Source organism: Bacillus sp. LNXM12-1, from assembly GCF_003004375.1.
Classification (GTDB): Bacteria; Bacillota; Bacilli; order Bacillales; family Bacillaceae; genus Bacillus.
This window is the reverse complement of record NZ_PVWX01000001.1, coordinates 756,245-770,769: the sequence shown is the minus strand read 5'-3', so window position 1 is coordinate 770,769 and position 14,525 is coordinate 756,245. Positions and strand designations below refer to the sequence as shown.

Genomic DNA, 14,525 nt, shown 5'->3' with positions numbered 1-14,525 from the left:
ACATGAAAATCATGCGAAAATGGCTCAAAACAACAGGTGAAGTGATGAAAGTATTCATCTTGTTCACTGGTTTTACCGTCTTGTTCTATTATGCTATGATATGGATAAATTCAGAATATGAAAGCTACCATCGTTATGATAAACCAGAGGGTGCAGCAATTAAAGTGATGGAAATGGATCAGCCGAATCAAGACAACTGGCAAGACCGATTGATTTATTTTTATCAAAACGGGGAGTAGAAATCATTGAACGATCAATTATCCGACTTTATTCATTTTATGACAGTAGAGAGAGGACTCTCTGAAAATACCATTGTTTCTTATAAACGAGATTTACAGAACTACCTTTCTTTTTTAATGACACATGAGCAGCTGACGGATATCAAAGATGTCACGCGCCTGCATATCATTCATTATTTAAAGCAGCTAAAGGAGGAAGGGAAATCGAGCAAAACGTCAGTGCGGCATCTATCCTCGATCCGTTCCTTCCATCAATTTCTGCTCCGGGAAAAAGTGACAACAGATGATCCGTCGTGGAACATTGAAACGCAAAAAACAGAGCGGAAACTACCGAAAGTTCTATCACTAGGGGAAGTCGAAAAGCTGCTTGATACACCAAATCAGCACACTCCGTTTGACTACCGTGACAAAGCGATGCTCGAGCTCTTATATGCAACAGGCATTCGCGTCAGTGAAATGCTGGATCTGACTCTTGCTGATGTTCACCTCACAATGGGCTTTATCCGTTGTTTTGGAAAAGGAAGAAAAGAGCGGATTGTGCCAATTGGTGAAGCTGCTGCAAGTGCGATTGAAGAATATATCGAAAAGGGAAGAAGCAAGCTGTTAAAAAAACAGCCGGCAGATGCCTTATTTCTCAATCATCACGGAAAAAAAATGTCGCGGCAAGGTTTCTGGAAGAATTTGAAAAAAAGAACCATCGAAGCAGGGATTCAAAAGGAACTCACACCCCATACACTCAGGCATTCATTTGCAACACATCTGCTTGAAAACGGTGCAGACCTAAGAGCCGTGCAGGAGATGCTCGGACATGCCGATATCTCAACAACACAAATTTATACACATGTGACGAAAACAAGACTGAAAGATGTGTATCACAAATTCCATCCAAGGGCATAAGTAAAGCATGACACAGTGAACGTGTGTCATGCTTTTTCATGTTTGCACCGTTTATGGTTGTCAACCGGCTTGTAAACGGTTTATACTTGAGATGTCAGACCTCTCTTTTTGAAAGGTCAAAAGACAAGAATATTGAAGGAGGCGCTTTTTAATGCCTGATTATCAGTATAAACGCATTTTCCTCGTCGTAATGGATTCAGTAGGAATTGGGGAAGCACCCGATGCTTCTGAATTTAATGATGTAGGTGCAGATACACTAGGACATATTGCTGAAAAAATGAACGGGCTTCATATGCCGAATATGGCGAAGCTTGGGCTGAGCCATATTAAAGAAATCAAAGGAATTCCAGCGGATGAAAAACCGCTTGCGTATTATGGAAAAATGCAAGAAGCATCAAATGGTAAAGACACAATGACAGGACACTGGGAAATCATGGGTCTTTACATAGACACACCGTTCAAAGTCTTCCCAGACGGATTCCCAGATGAACTATTAAATGAACTAAAAGAAAAAACAGGCAGAGGCATTATTGGAAATAAACCTGCGTCTGGTACTGAAATTTTAGACGAGCTTGGCGAAGAGCACATGAAAACAGGCGATCTAATCGTCTATACATCTGCGGATTCTGTGCTGCAAATTGCTGCGCACGAAGAAGTGGTGCCTTTAGATGAACTTTACCGTATTTGTGAAATTGCACGTGAACTCACATTAGATGAAAAGTATATGGTTGGACGTATTATCGCTCGTCCGTTTGTCGGGGAGCCTGGCGCATTTGTCAGAACACCAAACCGCCATGACTATGCTTTAAAACCATTTGACCGTACAGTTATGAATGAGCTGAAAGATGATGGGCTCGATGTGATTGCAATCGGCAAAATCTCTGATATTTATGATGGCGAAGGAATCACATCTTCTCTTAGAACAAAATCGAACATGGATGGAATGGACAAGCTGGTCGATACACTTAAAACAGACTTTACAGGACTCAGCTTTTTAAACCTTGTTGATTTTGACGCTCTTTACGGACATAGAAGAGATCCAGAGGGCTACGGAAAAGCATTAGAGGAATTTGACGCACGACTTCCTGAAGTGTTTGACCTGTTGAAAGAGGATGATCTCCTTGTGATCACAGCAGATCATGGAAATGACCCTGTTCATCACGGAACAGATCATACAAGAGAATACGTTCCGCTCATTGCTTACAGCAAAAAGCATCAGGAAGCAAATGAACTGCCAACAGCAAAAACCTTTGCTGATCTTGGAGCAACAGTTGCAGACAATTTCAAGTCAGCCATGCCAAAATACGGCACAAGCTTTTTATCTAAACTCAAATAGGGGGAAATCTCGTGGGAGCACAGTTTTCAGAAGCGGCGGCATACATTAAACAAGCATCGACAAACGTACCAACAGTTGGATTGATCTTAGGTTCAGGGCTTGGCATTTTAGCAGATGAGATTGAAAATCCAATCAAATTGAAATATGAAGATATTCCTGGATTCCCTGTTTCAACAGTAGAGGGTCATGCAGGACAGCTCGTCATCGGGACGCTGAAAGGCACTGTCGTATGTGCTATGCAAGGACGTTTTCACTTCTATGAAGGATATGATATGAAGCAAGTGACGTTTCCAGTCCGTGTGATGAAAGAAATTGGCATTGAGACATGTATTGTGACAAATGCAGCCGGCGGTGTGAATACATCCTTCCATCCAGGCGATCTCATGCTGATTACAGATCATATCAATATGATGGGGACCAATCCATTAATTGGACCAAATGACAGTCAAGGTGTTCGTTTCCCTGATATGTCTGCCCCATACGATAAAGATTTGCTGGCACTTGCAGAAGAAACAGCTCAGCGCTTAGGTATATCTGTACAGCATGGTGTTTATGCAGGGATGACAGGTCCTTCATATGAAACACCGGCTGAAGTTCGTTTCCTCAGAACACTTGGAGCAGATGCTGTAGGCATGTCAACTGTTCCAGAGGTGATTGTTGCGCGTCATGCAGGAATCAAAGTGCTTGGTATTTCATGCATTTCTAATGCGGCATCAGGTATTTTAGATCAGCCGCTGTCTCATGATGAAGTCATTGAAGTAACGGAAAAAGTGAAAGCGAGTTTCCTTGATTTAGTAAAAGATGTAGTCAAACAACTCTCATAGCATGTTTCAAGAAGCCTTCTGTTTTATCGACAGAAGGTTTTTTTATGGCAATCATACGATCTCTGAATAAAACAGCCTGTATGAGGAAAAAATAGAAAGGATTACGATAATGGAGGTCTGCCACTTGAAACGTCATATATGTGCATTGTTTATTTTAATGATCCTTATCTCAATGGTTTCACCATCAGCGATAGCAAAAGAAAAGATTGAAAAACCAGGAGAAAAACAAACATCAGAATTGGTGCACGAAGCCAAATCAGCGATCTTAATAGAACGTGACACGGGAAAAGTGCTTTACAACAAAAACAGCGATGAAAAGCTTGCACCCGCAAGTATGACCAAAATCATGACGATGCTTCTCATCATGGAAGCCATTGATCAAGGAAAACTGAAAATGACTGACAAGGTTAGAACAAGTGACTATGCAGCATCAATGGGAGGGTCACAAATCTTCCTTGAGCCTGGAGAAGAAATGACCGTGAAAGAAATGATGAAAGGCATTGCGATTGCGTCAGGAAATGATGCTTCAGTTGCCATGGCAGAGCATATTGCAGGGTCTGAAGAACAGTTTGTGGAGCAAATGAACAAAAAGGCAAAAGAACTCGGCCTCACCTCTACGGTCTTTCAAAACCCAACAGGACTTCCTGAAAAAGACCATTACAGTACAGCTCATGATATGGCAAAAATGGCAAAAGAGCTGTTGAAATATGAACAAATCACTAAATTCACAGGGGTCTACGAAGACTATCTCCGTCAAAACACGGATAAAAAATTCTGGCTTGTGAATACGAACCGATTGATTAAATTTTATCCAGGAGTCGATGGGTTGAAAACAGGTTTTACAGGCGAAGCCAAATACTGTTTAACTGCATCCGCTAAAAAAGGCAACATGCGCGTCATTGCAGTTGTCTTCGGCGCAAGTACACCGAAAGACAGAAACGCTCAAGTGGTCAAAATGTTAGACTATGCATTTAGTCAATACACCACTCACCCGCTTTACAAACGAGGACAAGATGTAGCGGAGATCAAGGTAAGCAAAGGGAAAAAGAAAAAAATTCAGCTTGTCACCTCTGAGCCAATCTCCCTTTTAACGAAAAAAGGCGAAAATGTGGATCAGATTAAAAAAGAAATCAAATTGTCTCAGGATGTCACGGCCCCATTCTCAAAAGGAACGGAACTAGGTACAATTGTCTTGAAAAAAGACGGAAAAGTGCTGCATGAAAGCCCTGTAGAAGCTAAAGAAGGAATGGAAAAAGCAGGCGTTTGGACTTTCTTGAAACGAGCGATGGCGGAATTTGTGAAATGGAAATAAAATGTGAAAGGCTGCTGTAATTGGCAGTCTTTTTGCTATGAGTAAGAAGAAAAGAACATCTAAATGTGACGAATGGTCACTAGTTTTGTCATGGTGAAGGATTTACTTGATAAAAAAGAGAAACAATCTTTATCCGAAATTAGAGCAAGGAGGAATAAAAAGATGAGCCTTGAAATTGATTTTCAAGTAAAAGAGAGCGTACTTTGCATTCGGTTAACAGGAGAGCTTGATCATCACTCCGCAGAAACATTGAGACAAAAGGTGACGAATTATTTGGAAACAGAGGACATTCGCCACATCGTGCTGAATTTGGCTGATTTAACGTTTATGGACAGCTCAGGTCTCGGAGTGATTTTAGGAAGATATAAAGAAATTAAGCAGCTTGGCGGAGAAATGGTCGTCTGTGCTATCTCGCCAGCAGTGAACCGATTATTTGATATGTCTGGCTTATTTAAAATCATCCGTATGGAGCCTTCAGAGCAAACGGCATTGCAAACATTGGGGGTGGCATCATGAGGAATGAAATGAACCTGACCTTCTCTGCTTTAAGTCAAAATGAATCCTTTGCGAGGGTGACAGTCGCAGCGTTTATCGCCCAGCTTGATCCGACATTAGATGAATTAACAGAAATCAAAACCGTTGTGTCAGAGGCGGTGACAAACTCCATTATCCATGGCTATGATGGAAATCCAGATGGCAAGGTGCATATCCATGTCACACTTGATGACCATGTTGTGTACCTCACCATCCGTGACGAAGGCATGGGCATTACAGATCTTGAAGAAGCAAGACAGCCGCTATTCACCACAAAACCAGACTTAGAACGCTCTGGAATGGGCTTTACCATCATGGAGAATTTTATGGATGATGTCATGATAGACTCATCTCCAGAAATGGGCACGACCATCCGTTTAACAAAGCATCTATCAAAAAGCAAAGCGCTTTGTAATTAAAGGAGCTGCTCATATGGATGTGGAGGTAAAAAAGCAAGCAAAAAAAGCCCAGCTGTCAAATGATGAAGTCAAAGAGCTCATCAAAAAAAGCCAAGACGGTGATCAGCAAGCAAGAGACCTCCTCGTAGAAAAAAACATGCGACTTGTTTGGTCCGTTGTTCAGCGCTTTTTAAATAGAGGATATGAACCAGATGATTTGTTTCAGATTGGCTGTATTGGACTGCTGAAATCTGTTGATAAATTTGATTTGTCATATGATGTGAAGTTTTCGACCTACGCTGTTCCAATGATCATTGGTGAAATCCAGCGATTCATTCGTGATGATGGAACAGTCAAAGTGAGCCGGTCACTAAAAGAACTTGGAAATAAAATTCGGCGGGCAAGAGATGAATTGTCTAAGTCTCACGGAAGAATGCCCACTGTCCAGGAAATTGCCGAATATCTTGATATCACACCAGAGGATGTCGTTCTCGCCCAAGAAGCGGTCCGCTCACCGACATCGATTCATGAAACCGTGTATGAAAATGACGGAGACCCGATTACATTGCTTGATCAAATTGCGGATCATTCAGAAGAAAGATGGTTTGATAAAATCGCTCTGAAAGAAGCGATCAAGGAATTAGAAGAACGAGAAAAACTCATTGTGTACTTAAGATATTATAAAGACCAAACACAATCTGAGGTAGCAGAGAGGCTCGGTATTTCACAAGTACAAGTCTCGCGGCTTGAAAAGAAAATTTTAAAACAAATCCAAATGCAAATGGATCAAAAAGACAGCTAGCCAATTAGGCTGGCTTTTTTTTTGTGGTAATTACCGGTAAATCAAGTTCTATCAGTATGAGAACCATTTTTCACCACATACTATTTTTAACCCATCGTATAGGAAGTGACTTGGATGGACGGACAAATCTTTCTTCGGCTGCGCCATCGAATCAAGACCGGTAATGATCAGCTTGTTTATTTAGAAGATATCGCCCAAATCACTGGTGATGAGTTTGCTGTGCAAAAGCTTAGCAAAATGCCGATATATCATGTCAGTAAAAAGGATCGTCACATCGCCGTTCTTGATATCATGCATGTGGTCAAAACGATCAAAAAAACATGGCCAGACATCGACATTCAAACCGTTGGAGGCGCTGAGGCCATTGTCGAAATTGATACAGGCAAACGCCAGCTTTCTCCCGTTTTATTTGTGTTTGTATGGCTCCTGTTATTTGTCGGAGCGGCGCTTGCCATTATGAATTTCCACGAGGATGTCAGTATGCGGCTCGTTCATATCCGCCTATATGAAATGATCACAGGAAAAACGGTTGAGCATCCTTATTTATTGCAAATTCCATATAGCTTCGGACTAGGCTTCGGCATGATTTTATTTTTCAATCATGTATTTAAAAAGCGTTTAAATGAAGAACCAAGTCCGCTTGAAGTGGAAATGTTTAAATATCAGCTCGATCTCGATCATTATGTCGCCCTCAAAGAAAATAAAGAGACAATGAAAGACATTCATGATCGGTAAGTGGCTTTTTGTCGTGCTTGTTGGACTTGGCGGCGGTTTAACGGTAGGAGCAGGATTTGTGGCATTTCTCACAGTGCTGGGCATCATCCCTCGTTTAATGCAATTAACCAAAACGCAGCGCTTCATACAAGGGTACGAGGCGGCTGTCATCAGCGGGGCGGTCGTTGGCGGCTGGGCAACCTTAAGTCCAATACATTTGCATTTATCCAAATGGCTGGCACTTCCGATCGGTCTTTTAGCGGGCATCTTCGTCGGCATGCTTGCAGCTGCGCTGACTGAAGTATTAAATGTACTTCCTATATTAACGAAAAGAATTGGAATGGACGGGAAAATTGTTTTGCTTCTCATGGCCATTGTCTTAGGAAAGGTATTTGGTTCACTATTTCATTGGCTAATTTATATTTAAGAATTTGGAGGGAACAACACGTGTCGAGTTTAAAAGAGAACTATCCATCTAAGGTGAAAACGTATCAGCCTAAACCTCCTTATGTCCTCAACTGCATCAAGGCTTTTCTTGTTGGTGGATTGATCTGTGCCATAGGCGAGGGGCTGCAAAATTTCTATATTCACTTTTTTGATTTTAATGAAAAGACAGCAGGGAACCCAACCGTAGCGACCCTCATTTTAATTTCTTCTATATTAACTGGTATCGGTATTTACGATAGAATCGGCCAGTTTGCTGGAGCGGGATCCGCTGTCCCGGTGACAGGGTTTGCAAACAGCATGACAAGTGCTGCTCTTGAACATAGAAGTGAAGGGCTTGTGTTAGGTGTAGCCACGAATATGTTTAAGCTTGCTGGGAACGTCATTGTTTTTGGTGTCGTCTCGGCATATGTCGTAGGGATCATTCGATACATCTTGGAAAAGGCGTTTTCGTAGGAGGAATGAAACGTGAAACTAACAGGTAAACAATCTTGGGTATTTGAGCACAAGCTTTATGTCAATGCAGAAGGAACAGCTGCAGGACCGAAAGAAAAAGAAGGCCCGATCGGTCATCTTATTGATAAAACATACGACGAAATGCATTGTTATCAAAAGAACTGGGAAATGGCTGAAAGGCAGCTCATGGATGATGCGATATCAACCGCTTTATCAAAAGCAAATTTGCAAAAAAGCGATGTTGATCTTTTGCTGGCAGGAGACTTACTGAATCAAAACGTCACAGCAAACTATGTGGCAAGAGAACTTAAAATCCCGTTTCTTTGTTTATTTGGAGCATGCTCCACATCAATGGAATCGGTCGCCATTGCTTCGGCATTAGTAGATGGTGGTTTTGCAAAAAGAGCCATTGCTGCGACAAGCAGTCATAATGCGACGGCAGAACGCCAATTTCGTAATCCGACAGAATACGGCGGACAAAAACCAGATACAGCGACAAGTACAGTGACTGGGAGCGGGGCCGTTATTATCAGCCAAGAGCCCTCCCAAATTCAAATTACAAGCGCAACTGTGGGACGAGTTATGGATCTTGGGATTACAGATCCATTTGACATGGGGTCCGCAATGGCACCGGCAGCAGCAGATACCATCAAGCAGCATTTAGAAGATCTAGAGAGAACGGTTGACGATTACGATCTTATTTTAACAGGTGATCTATCTGGCATTGGCTCACCGATCTTAAAGGATCTGCTCAAAGAAGACGGCATTCAGCTCGGCCGAAAGCACGATGATTGCGGATTAATCATCTATACACCCGATCAAAACGTGTTCGCTGGAGGCAGCGGGTGTGCTTGTTCAGCTATTGTGACATTCAGTCACATCTTTCAAGAAATGAAGGCAGGGAATTTGCAAAGAGTACTGGTTGTCGCAACCGGGGCACTTCTCAGCCCGACGATGGTCCAGCAAAAAGAGACCATTCCAACCATTGCGCACGGTGTCGTATTTGAGCGTGCAGGAGGAGAGAGCTAATGGATTATCTTATCGCTTTTGTTGCAGGCGGACTTATTTGCGTCATTGGCCAGCTTTTACTAGACGTACTCAAACTTACGCCTGCACATGTCATGACCACCTTTGTTGTGGCGGGTACCATATTAGACGGTTTCGGTATTTATGATAAATTTATTGAATTTGCTGGTGCGGGCGCAACCGTACCAATCGTCAGCTTTGGTCATAGCTTGCTTCATGGGGCGATGCATCAGGCAGATGTACACGGGTTCATCGGAATCGGGATCGGTATTTTTGAATTAACTTCTGCTGGAATATCAGCTGCGATTTTATTCTCATTTATTATCGCTCTTATCTTTAAACCGAAAGGATAACCTAATATGGGGCAAAGACGGAAAGTCATTTTAGTGACAGACGGAGATATATATGCTGCCAAAACCATTGAGCTTGCTGCTAAAAAAGTCGGTGGACGATGTATTTCCAGCTCAAAAGGAAATCCAAGCAAACGGACAGGGCCTGAACTTGTACAGATGATTTTAAAAACGCCGTATGATCCAGTGTTTGTCATGTTTGATGACTCTGGCCTGACAGGTGAAGGAACAGGAGAGACAGCGATGAAGCATGTGGCGCGTCACCCTAAAATTGAAGTCATAGGAGCGATCGCCGTTGCATCCAAAACGCATCAAGCTGAATGGACAAAAGTTCATGTTTCCATTGACCGGGAGGGTGAACTGACAGAATACGGTGTCGACAAGCATGGTCTTCCTGAAATGGAGCCTCATAAAATGAGCGGGGATACAGTGTATTGTCTTGACTCGCTCCATCTTCCGTTTGTTGTTGGGATTGGAGATATTGGCAAAATGGGACGTAAAGATGATCTGAGCAAGGGATCTCCGATCACAATGAAAGCAGTTGAATTAATTTTAGAAAGGAGTGGTTTCCATGAAGAAAGACAAGGTAAACGTGTACCGAGACCCGAAGAAAAATGAAGATTACTTCAAGGAAAATGTCGGAATGGGTCTCAGCTTTGACCTTGGCGTGCGGAAAATTTATATACACGATCAGGAAATCCAACTTTACTATGTAAACGGACTGTGTGATACACAGTATGTCATCTACTTATTAAAAGAGCTAATTGAAATCAATGACAACGAACCTGAATCAGATGATCTGGCACGTGTGGTCGAGAACCGTCTAGTCAATCAGCAGGTCTCAAAGGTTGAAACGCTCGATGAAGCGGTAGACCAAGTACTGTCGGGGCTTGTGGCAGTTGTAGTAGAAGGTGAAAACTACGCATTTATCATTGATGTCAGAAGCTATCCTGGCAGAATGCCAGAGGAGCCGGATACAGAAAAGGTTGTCCGGGGCGCAAGAGACGGCTTTGTTGAAAACATTATTGTCAATACAGCGCTCATACGAAGACGGGTGCGAGATGAAAAACTGAGATACAAAATGCTCAAAGTAGGCGAACGTTCGAAAGCGGATGTATGTGTTTGCTACATTGAAGATATTGCGGACCCAGATCTTGTCGATATTATAGAGAAAGAAGTATCAGGAATCAAAGTCGATGGGCTGACGATGTCTGATAAAACGATTGAAGAATTCATTATTAAACAAGGATACAATCCCTTTCCCCTTGTACGCTACACCGAGCGTCCAGATGTCGCCGCTAACCATATACTAGAAGGTCATGTCATCATCATTACGGATACATCTCCTAGTGTCATCATTACGCCAACCACCATTTTTCACCACGTTCAGCACGCAGAAGAATACCGCCAGGCACCTGCAGTTGGTACGTTCCTAAGATGGGTACGCTTTTTAGGCATTTTATGTTCAACGTTTCTTTTACCGATTTGGTTTCTGTTTATCCTCGAACCAAGTCTTCTGCCGGATCATTTAAGCTATATTGGCTTTAATAAACCTTCTCATATCCCGGTCATATTACAAGTATTCCTTGCTGATTTTGGGGTGGAATTTTTAAGGATGGCAGCGATTCATACGCCAACCGCTTTGTCGACCGCCATGGGGCTGATTGCGGCTGTTTTAATTGGACAAATCGCCATTGATGTCGGTTTATTTACGCCAGAGGTCATCTTATACGTCTCACTAGCGGCTATCGGGACATTTACAACGCCAAGCTATGAGCTGAGTGTCGCCAATAAGATTGTACGACTCATCATACTAGCACTCGTGGCGATCTTTAAGCTGAATGGACTCATCATTGGTTTTACGTTGTTAATCATATATTTAACATCCATACGTTCATTGCAGACGCCTTATATGTGGCCGTTTCTTCCTTTTAATGGGAAAGCTTTATGGCAAGTGTTAATTCGGACGTCTGTTCCTGGCTCAAAAGTAAGGCCAAGCATCGTTCACCCTCAAAACAGATCAAAAATTCCGCCAAATTCTTAACGCTCATTGAAAGTGGCTGAAGATTGTGATATTGTATTTTTAACTTTGAGAAACGGCAAAAGGCAGCTCACGCAGCTGTCTTTTTTCAGCCGAGGCGGAGAAAGAGGGAATGACATTGTATTTACACGGCACTTGCAGACAAAATGAACTCGGTCATTTAGAAATTGGTGGTGTTGATGCCGTTTCTTTAGCTGAAACGTATGGGACACCACTTTATGTATATGATGTGGCTTTAATACGGGAGCGTGCAAAAAGCTTTCAAAAAGCATTTATAGAAGAAGAGTTAACAGCGCAGGTAGCATATGCGAGTAAAGCATTTTCCTCCATCGCCATGTTTCAGCTTGCCAAGGAAGAAGGATTATCTCTTGATGTCGTATCAGGAGGGGAGCTTCACACAGCCATTTGCGCCGGGTTTCCGGTAGAAAAAATTCATTTCCATGGCAACAATAAAAGCAGGGAAGAATTGAAAATGGCGTTAGAGCACGAGATCGGCTGTATTGTCGTAGATAATTTCTACGAAATGAAGCTCATTGAAGAGCTTGGTCAAGAGCTGTCAAAACAGGTGAAAGTGCTGCTCCGTATTACACCAGGTGTCGAAGCGCATACACATGATTACATTACAACAGGCCAAGAGGATTCCAAATTTGGCTTTGACCTTCACAATGGACAAGCAGATGAAGCGGTGAAACAAGTGCTTGGATCAGAAGTGATCGAGCTTTTAGGCGTTCATTGCCATATCGGTTCACAAATTTTTGATACGGCTGGTTTTGTCCTTGCAGCAGATAAAATCTTTTTGAAGCTAGATGAATGGAGAGAATCATTTGGTTTTATTTCGACCGTGTTAAACTTAGGCGGCGGCTTTGGTATCCGTTATACAGAAGAAGATGAACCACTTCCTGCGACAGAATACGTCGAGAAAATTATCCAAGCTGTAAAAGAGAACGTAGCCCGCTATGAGTTTGATATGCCGGAAATTTGGATTGAGCCAGGCCGCTCTCTCGTTGGAGATGCAGGGACAACGCTTTATACGATCGGCTCATCAAAACATGTACCTGGCATTCGCGATTATGTTGCGGTAGATGGGGGAATGAGTGACAACATTCGTCCAGCTTTATATCAAGCGAAATATGAAGCGGCAAGTGCCAACAAAATGAGCCAAACGCATGATCAAACGGTTTCCATTGCAGGGAAATGCTGTGAAAGCGGAGATATGCTCATTTGGGATATCGATTTGCCAGAGTTATCACAAGGAGATTTATTAGCTGTCTTTTGTACCGGAGCTTACGGCTACAGTATGTCAAACAACTATAACCGCATCCCGCGCCCGGCTGTTGTATTTGTAGAAGACGGGGAAGCGCAGCTTGTCGTTGAACGCGAAACATATGCCGATATTGTCAAACTTGATTTACCGTATCAATCAAAAGTGAAATCATCTACGTAAAAAAGCTGCCTGATGTACAGGCAGCTTTTTATGATGACTTATTTTCCTCCAGTAAATACAGAGACGATTGCGTTCCAAATGGAGACAAAGAAATCCCAAATCTTTTGAAGAAGGTTTTTCCCTTCATCTGATTCTATGAATTTCGTAATCTTGTCTTTTGCTTTATCGATTTGAGATCCTACTTGGCTCCAATCGATATTGATGTTCTTCATTTTATCGAATAGTGAAACAAGCTGATCCTTTTGATCTTGCGTTAGATTTAAGTTTAAATCAGAAGCAGCCTGATCCACTTTTTCTTCTACTTCTTTTGTTGTTTTAGGGACACCATTTTTCGCAATGTCATCCTTGATTTTTGCAATAAGGGCAGAAGCATTGTCTTTCCCGATGGAGTCACCCAATTTAGAAGTTGTCACAAGCTCTTCGTTTGCTACCTGTTTCACATCTTCTGGAATGGCTTTGTCGCTTGACACTTCATAGGCTTTTAATAGACCCGTCAGTGCGGCTGTACCAGAAACTTCAAACGGCGCAGTCACGACAACCTTGGCATCCTTGACACCGGCTGTCATTAAAGCATTTAAATACATCTCATCTGTAATGGTCTTGATGTTATGTGTATCCACAGTCAGACCAGTACCTGATTTTTCAATGGTGATAGATGAAGATGATAATGCTCTCGTCCCGATAGAAGAACGAGGGATATACTTTCCTAAATATTCATGCTCTTCTTTATTGGTTACTTCAATTTTTGTCGCATTTTCAGGTGGATTCAACTCGTCAAGCACCTTCTGGCGATCAGCCGGAGTTAAGTCTTGCCCAAGTGTGACGATGACATCGCCGACAGCTGCATCCGCTAAGCTGACTTTTGGCGCACCAATTAGGAAAAGGAGCGCTGCCATCATACCAAGCATTGATTTTTTAAACATGTTGACCTCCTTCAAGTCGAAAGGGTTCCTCTTTCAAGAGAAACTCATCTTTTGAGCACACGTAAAGAAATGCACTCCATCATATAGACGTAACAAATCGATTCGACGTTTCAATTTTCTTTTTAAGATGTTTTCCTTTTCCAATATAATGAAGACATGTTGCACAGTCTGTCATCAATTTAATAGGAAAAAAGGATCAAGCTCTTCTATTGTATCAATCCTAAGAAAAGAGGTAAATCACAATCAAAGAGCAGGGGATGTTTAACATCACCGAAAATGTGCTATAATGAGCGTTGTTTAACCTGAAAGGAGAATGTGAAAAATGGCGAAAAAAGGATACATACAACTAACGAATGGTAAGAAAATTGAGTTTGAACTATACCCAGAGGCTGCTCCAGGTACAGTAGCAAACTTTGAAAAATTAGCGAATGAAGGCTTCTACGATGGATTGAAATTCCACCGCGTCATCCCAGGCTTCGTAAGCCAAGGCGGCGATCCAAACGGTAATGGAACTGGTGGTCCTGGTTACACAATTAAATGTGAAACAGAAGGGAATCCACATCAACACGAAAGAGGTTCATTATCAATGGCGCATGCTGGTAAAGATACAGGCGGCAGCCAATTCTTTATCGTACATGACCCTCAGCCGCATTTAAACGGTGTTCACACTGTTTTTGGCAAAGTAACATCTGGTATCGAGGCTGTTCTAGATATGGAACAAGGCCAAGGTATGGAAAAAGTCGAAGTTGTCGATGCTTAATCCAAAACACCGCTTAATCGCGGTG

At 42.3% G+C, this 14,525-nt stretch carries 18 protein-coding genes; 17 read left to right on the top strand and 1 reads right to left on the bottom strand.

The genetic code is table 11. The features are described 5' to 3' along the window. Window positions 1-11 precede the first annotated feature (11 nt). The 16 genes from C6Y07_RS03995 to lysA all read left to right on the top strand — a co-directional run bounded on the left by C6Y07_RS03995 (window position 12) and on the right by lysA (window position 12,817). Window positions 12-239, top strand: a complete 228-nt coding sequence (locus C6Y07_RS03995) for a YqzK family protein (protein WP_003215798.1) — start codon at window positions 12-14, stop codon at window positions 237-239. Window positions 240-245: 6 nt separating this feature from the next. After that, window positions 246-1,136, top strand: coding sequence for a site-specific tyrosine recombinase XerD (xerD, locus tag C6Y07_RS03990; RefSeq protein ID WP_060596771.1), 891 nt, complete (start codon window positions 246-248; stop codon window positions 1,134-1,136). A gap of 151 nt (window positions 1,137-1,287) precedes the next feature. Further along, entirely contained in the window at window positions 1,288-2,472 is a 1,185-nt protein-coding gene (deoB, locus tag C6Y07_RS03985; RefSeq protein ID WP_106156248.1) for a phosphopentomutase, read from the top strand. Window positions 2,473-2,483: 11 nt separating this feature from the next. Then, on the top strand, window positions 2,484-3,296 hold the full coding sequence (locus C6Y07_RS03980) for a purine-nucleoside phosphorylase (RefSeq protein WP_034661149.1): 813 nt from the start codon (window positions 2,484-2,486) through the stop codon (window positions 3,294-3,296). 157 nt (window positions 3,297-3,453) lie between these two features. Further along, window positions 3,454-4,608: a D-alanyl-D-alanine carboxypeptidase family protein gene (locus tag C6Y07_RS03975; RefSeq protein WP_374955737.1), complete on the top strand. Its 1,155-nt coding sequence runs from the start codon at window positions 3,454-3,456 to the stop codon at window positions 4,606-4,608. Between the two features lie 162 nt (window positions 4,609-4,770). Continuing rightward, window positions 4,771-5,124, top strand: a complete 354-nt coding sequence (gene spoIIAA / locus C6Y07_RS03970; RefSeq protein WP_034661146.1) for an anti-sigma F factor antagonist — start codon at window positions 4,771-4,773, stop codon at window positions 5,122-5,124. After that, a complete protein-coding gene (gene spoIIAB, locus C6Y07_RS03965; RefSeq protein WP_034661145.1) occupies window positions 5,121-5,561 on the top strand; it encodes an anti-sigma F factor in 441 nt (146 codons plus the stop codon). Before spoIIAA ends, spoIIAB begins: the two co-directional genes overlap by 4 nt. Window positions 5,562-5,574: 13 nt before the next feature. After that, the gene (gene sigF / locus C6Y07_RS03960; RefSeq protein ID WP_060596768.1) at window positions 5,575-6,342 is read left to right on the top strand and encodes an RNA polymerase sporulation sigma factor SigF; all 768 of its coding nucleotides are present in this window, start codon (window positions 5,575-5,577) and stop codon (window positions 6,340-6,342) included. Between the two features lie 114 nt (window positions 6,343-6,456). Beyond that, entirely contained in the window at window positions 6,457-7,077 is a 621-nt protein-coding gene (locus C6Y07_RS03955; protein ID WP_060596767.1) for a stage V sporulation protein AA, read from the top strand. Further along, window positions 7,067-7,483, top strand: a complete 417-nt coding sequence (locus C6Y07_RS03950) for a stage V sporulation protein AB (protein WP_034661142.1) — start codon at window positions 7,067-7,069, stop codon at window positions 7,481-7,483. Before C6Y07_RS03955 ends, C6Y07_RS03950 begins: the two co-directional genes overlap by 11 nt. Before the next feature lie 20 nt (window positions 7,484-7,503). After that, a complete protein-coding gene (spoVAC, locus tag C6Y07_RS03945; protein ID WP_034661140.1) occupies window positions 7,504-7,956 on the top strand; it encodes a stage V sporulation protein AC in 453 nt (150 codons plus the stop codon). A 12-nt stretch (window positions 7,957-7,968) separates the two neighbouring features. Then, window positions 7,969-8,985: a stage V sporulation protein AD gene (gene spoVAD / locus C6Y07_RS03940; protein ID WP_060596766.1), complete on the top strand. Its 1,017-nt coding sequence runs from the start codon at window positions 7,969-7,971 to the stop codon at window positions 8,983-8,985. Then, window positions 8,985-9,335, top strand: coding sequence for a stage V sporulation protein AE (gene spoVAE, locus C6Y07_RS03935; RefSeq protein ID WP_007501045.1), 351 nt, complete (start codon window positions 8,985-8,987; stop codon window positions 9,333-9,335). The genes spoVAD and spoVAE overlap by 1 nt, the downstream gene beginning before the upstream one ends. A 6-nt stretch (window positions 9,336-9,341) precedes the next feature. Next, window positions 9,342-9,950 (top strand): stage V sporulation protein SpoVABEA, encoded by a 609-nt coding sequence (spoVAEA, locus tag C6Y07_RS03930; protein ID WP_060596765.1) that lies wholly within the window; start codon window positions 9,342-9,344, stop codon window positions 9,948-9,950. Further along, window positions 9,904-11,376, top strand: coding sequence for a spore germination protein (locus C6Y07_RS03925; RefSeq protein WP_034661136.1), 1,473 nt, complete (start codon window positions 9,904-9,906; stop codon window positions 11,374-11,376). Before spoVAEA ends, C6Y07_RS03925 begins: the two co-directional genes overlap by 47 nt. A gap of 115 nt (window positions 11,377-11,491) precedes the next feature. Next, window positions 11,492-12,817: a diaminopimelate decarboxylase gene (lysA, locus tag C6Y07_RS03920; protein ID WP_060596764.1), complete on the top strand. Its 1,326-nt coding sequence runs from the start codon at window positions 11,492-11,494 to the stop codon at window positions 12,815-12,817. Between the two features lie 38 nt (window positions 12,818-12,855). Here lysA and C6Y07_RS03915 read toward each other — a convergent pair whose 3' ends face one another. Continuing rightward, a complete protein-coding gene (locus C6Y07_RS03915; protein ID WP_034661133.1) occupies window positions 12,856-13,740 on the bottom strand; it encodes a DUF1002 domain-containing protein in 885 nt (294 codons plus the stop codon). Between the two features lie 322 nt (window positions 13,741-14,062). On the opposite strand from C6Y07_RS03915, the gene C6Y07_RS03910 reads away from it, so the two are divergent. Then, window positions 14,063-14,500, top strand: coding sequence for a peptidylprolyl isomerase (locus C6Y07_RS03910; RefSeq protein ID WP_008359679.1), 438 nt, complete (start codon window positions 14,063-14,065; stop codon window positions 14,498-14,500). The last annotated feature ends 25 nt before the right edge of the window (window positions 14,501-14,525 follow it).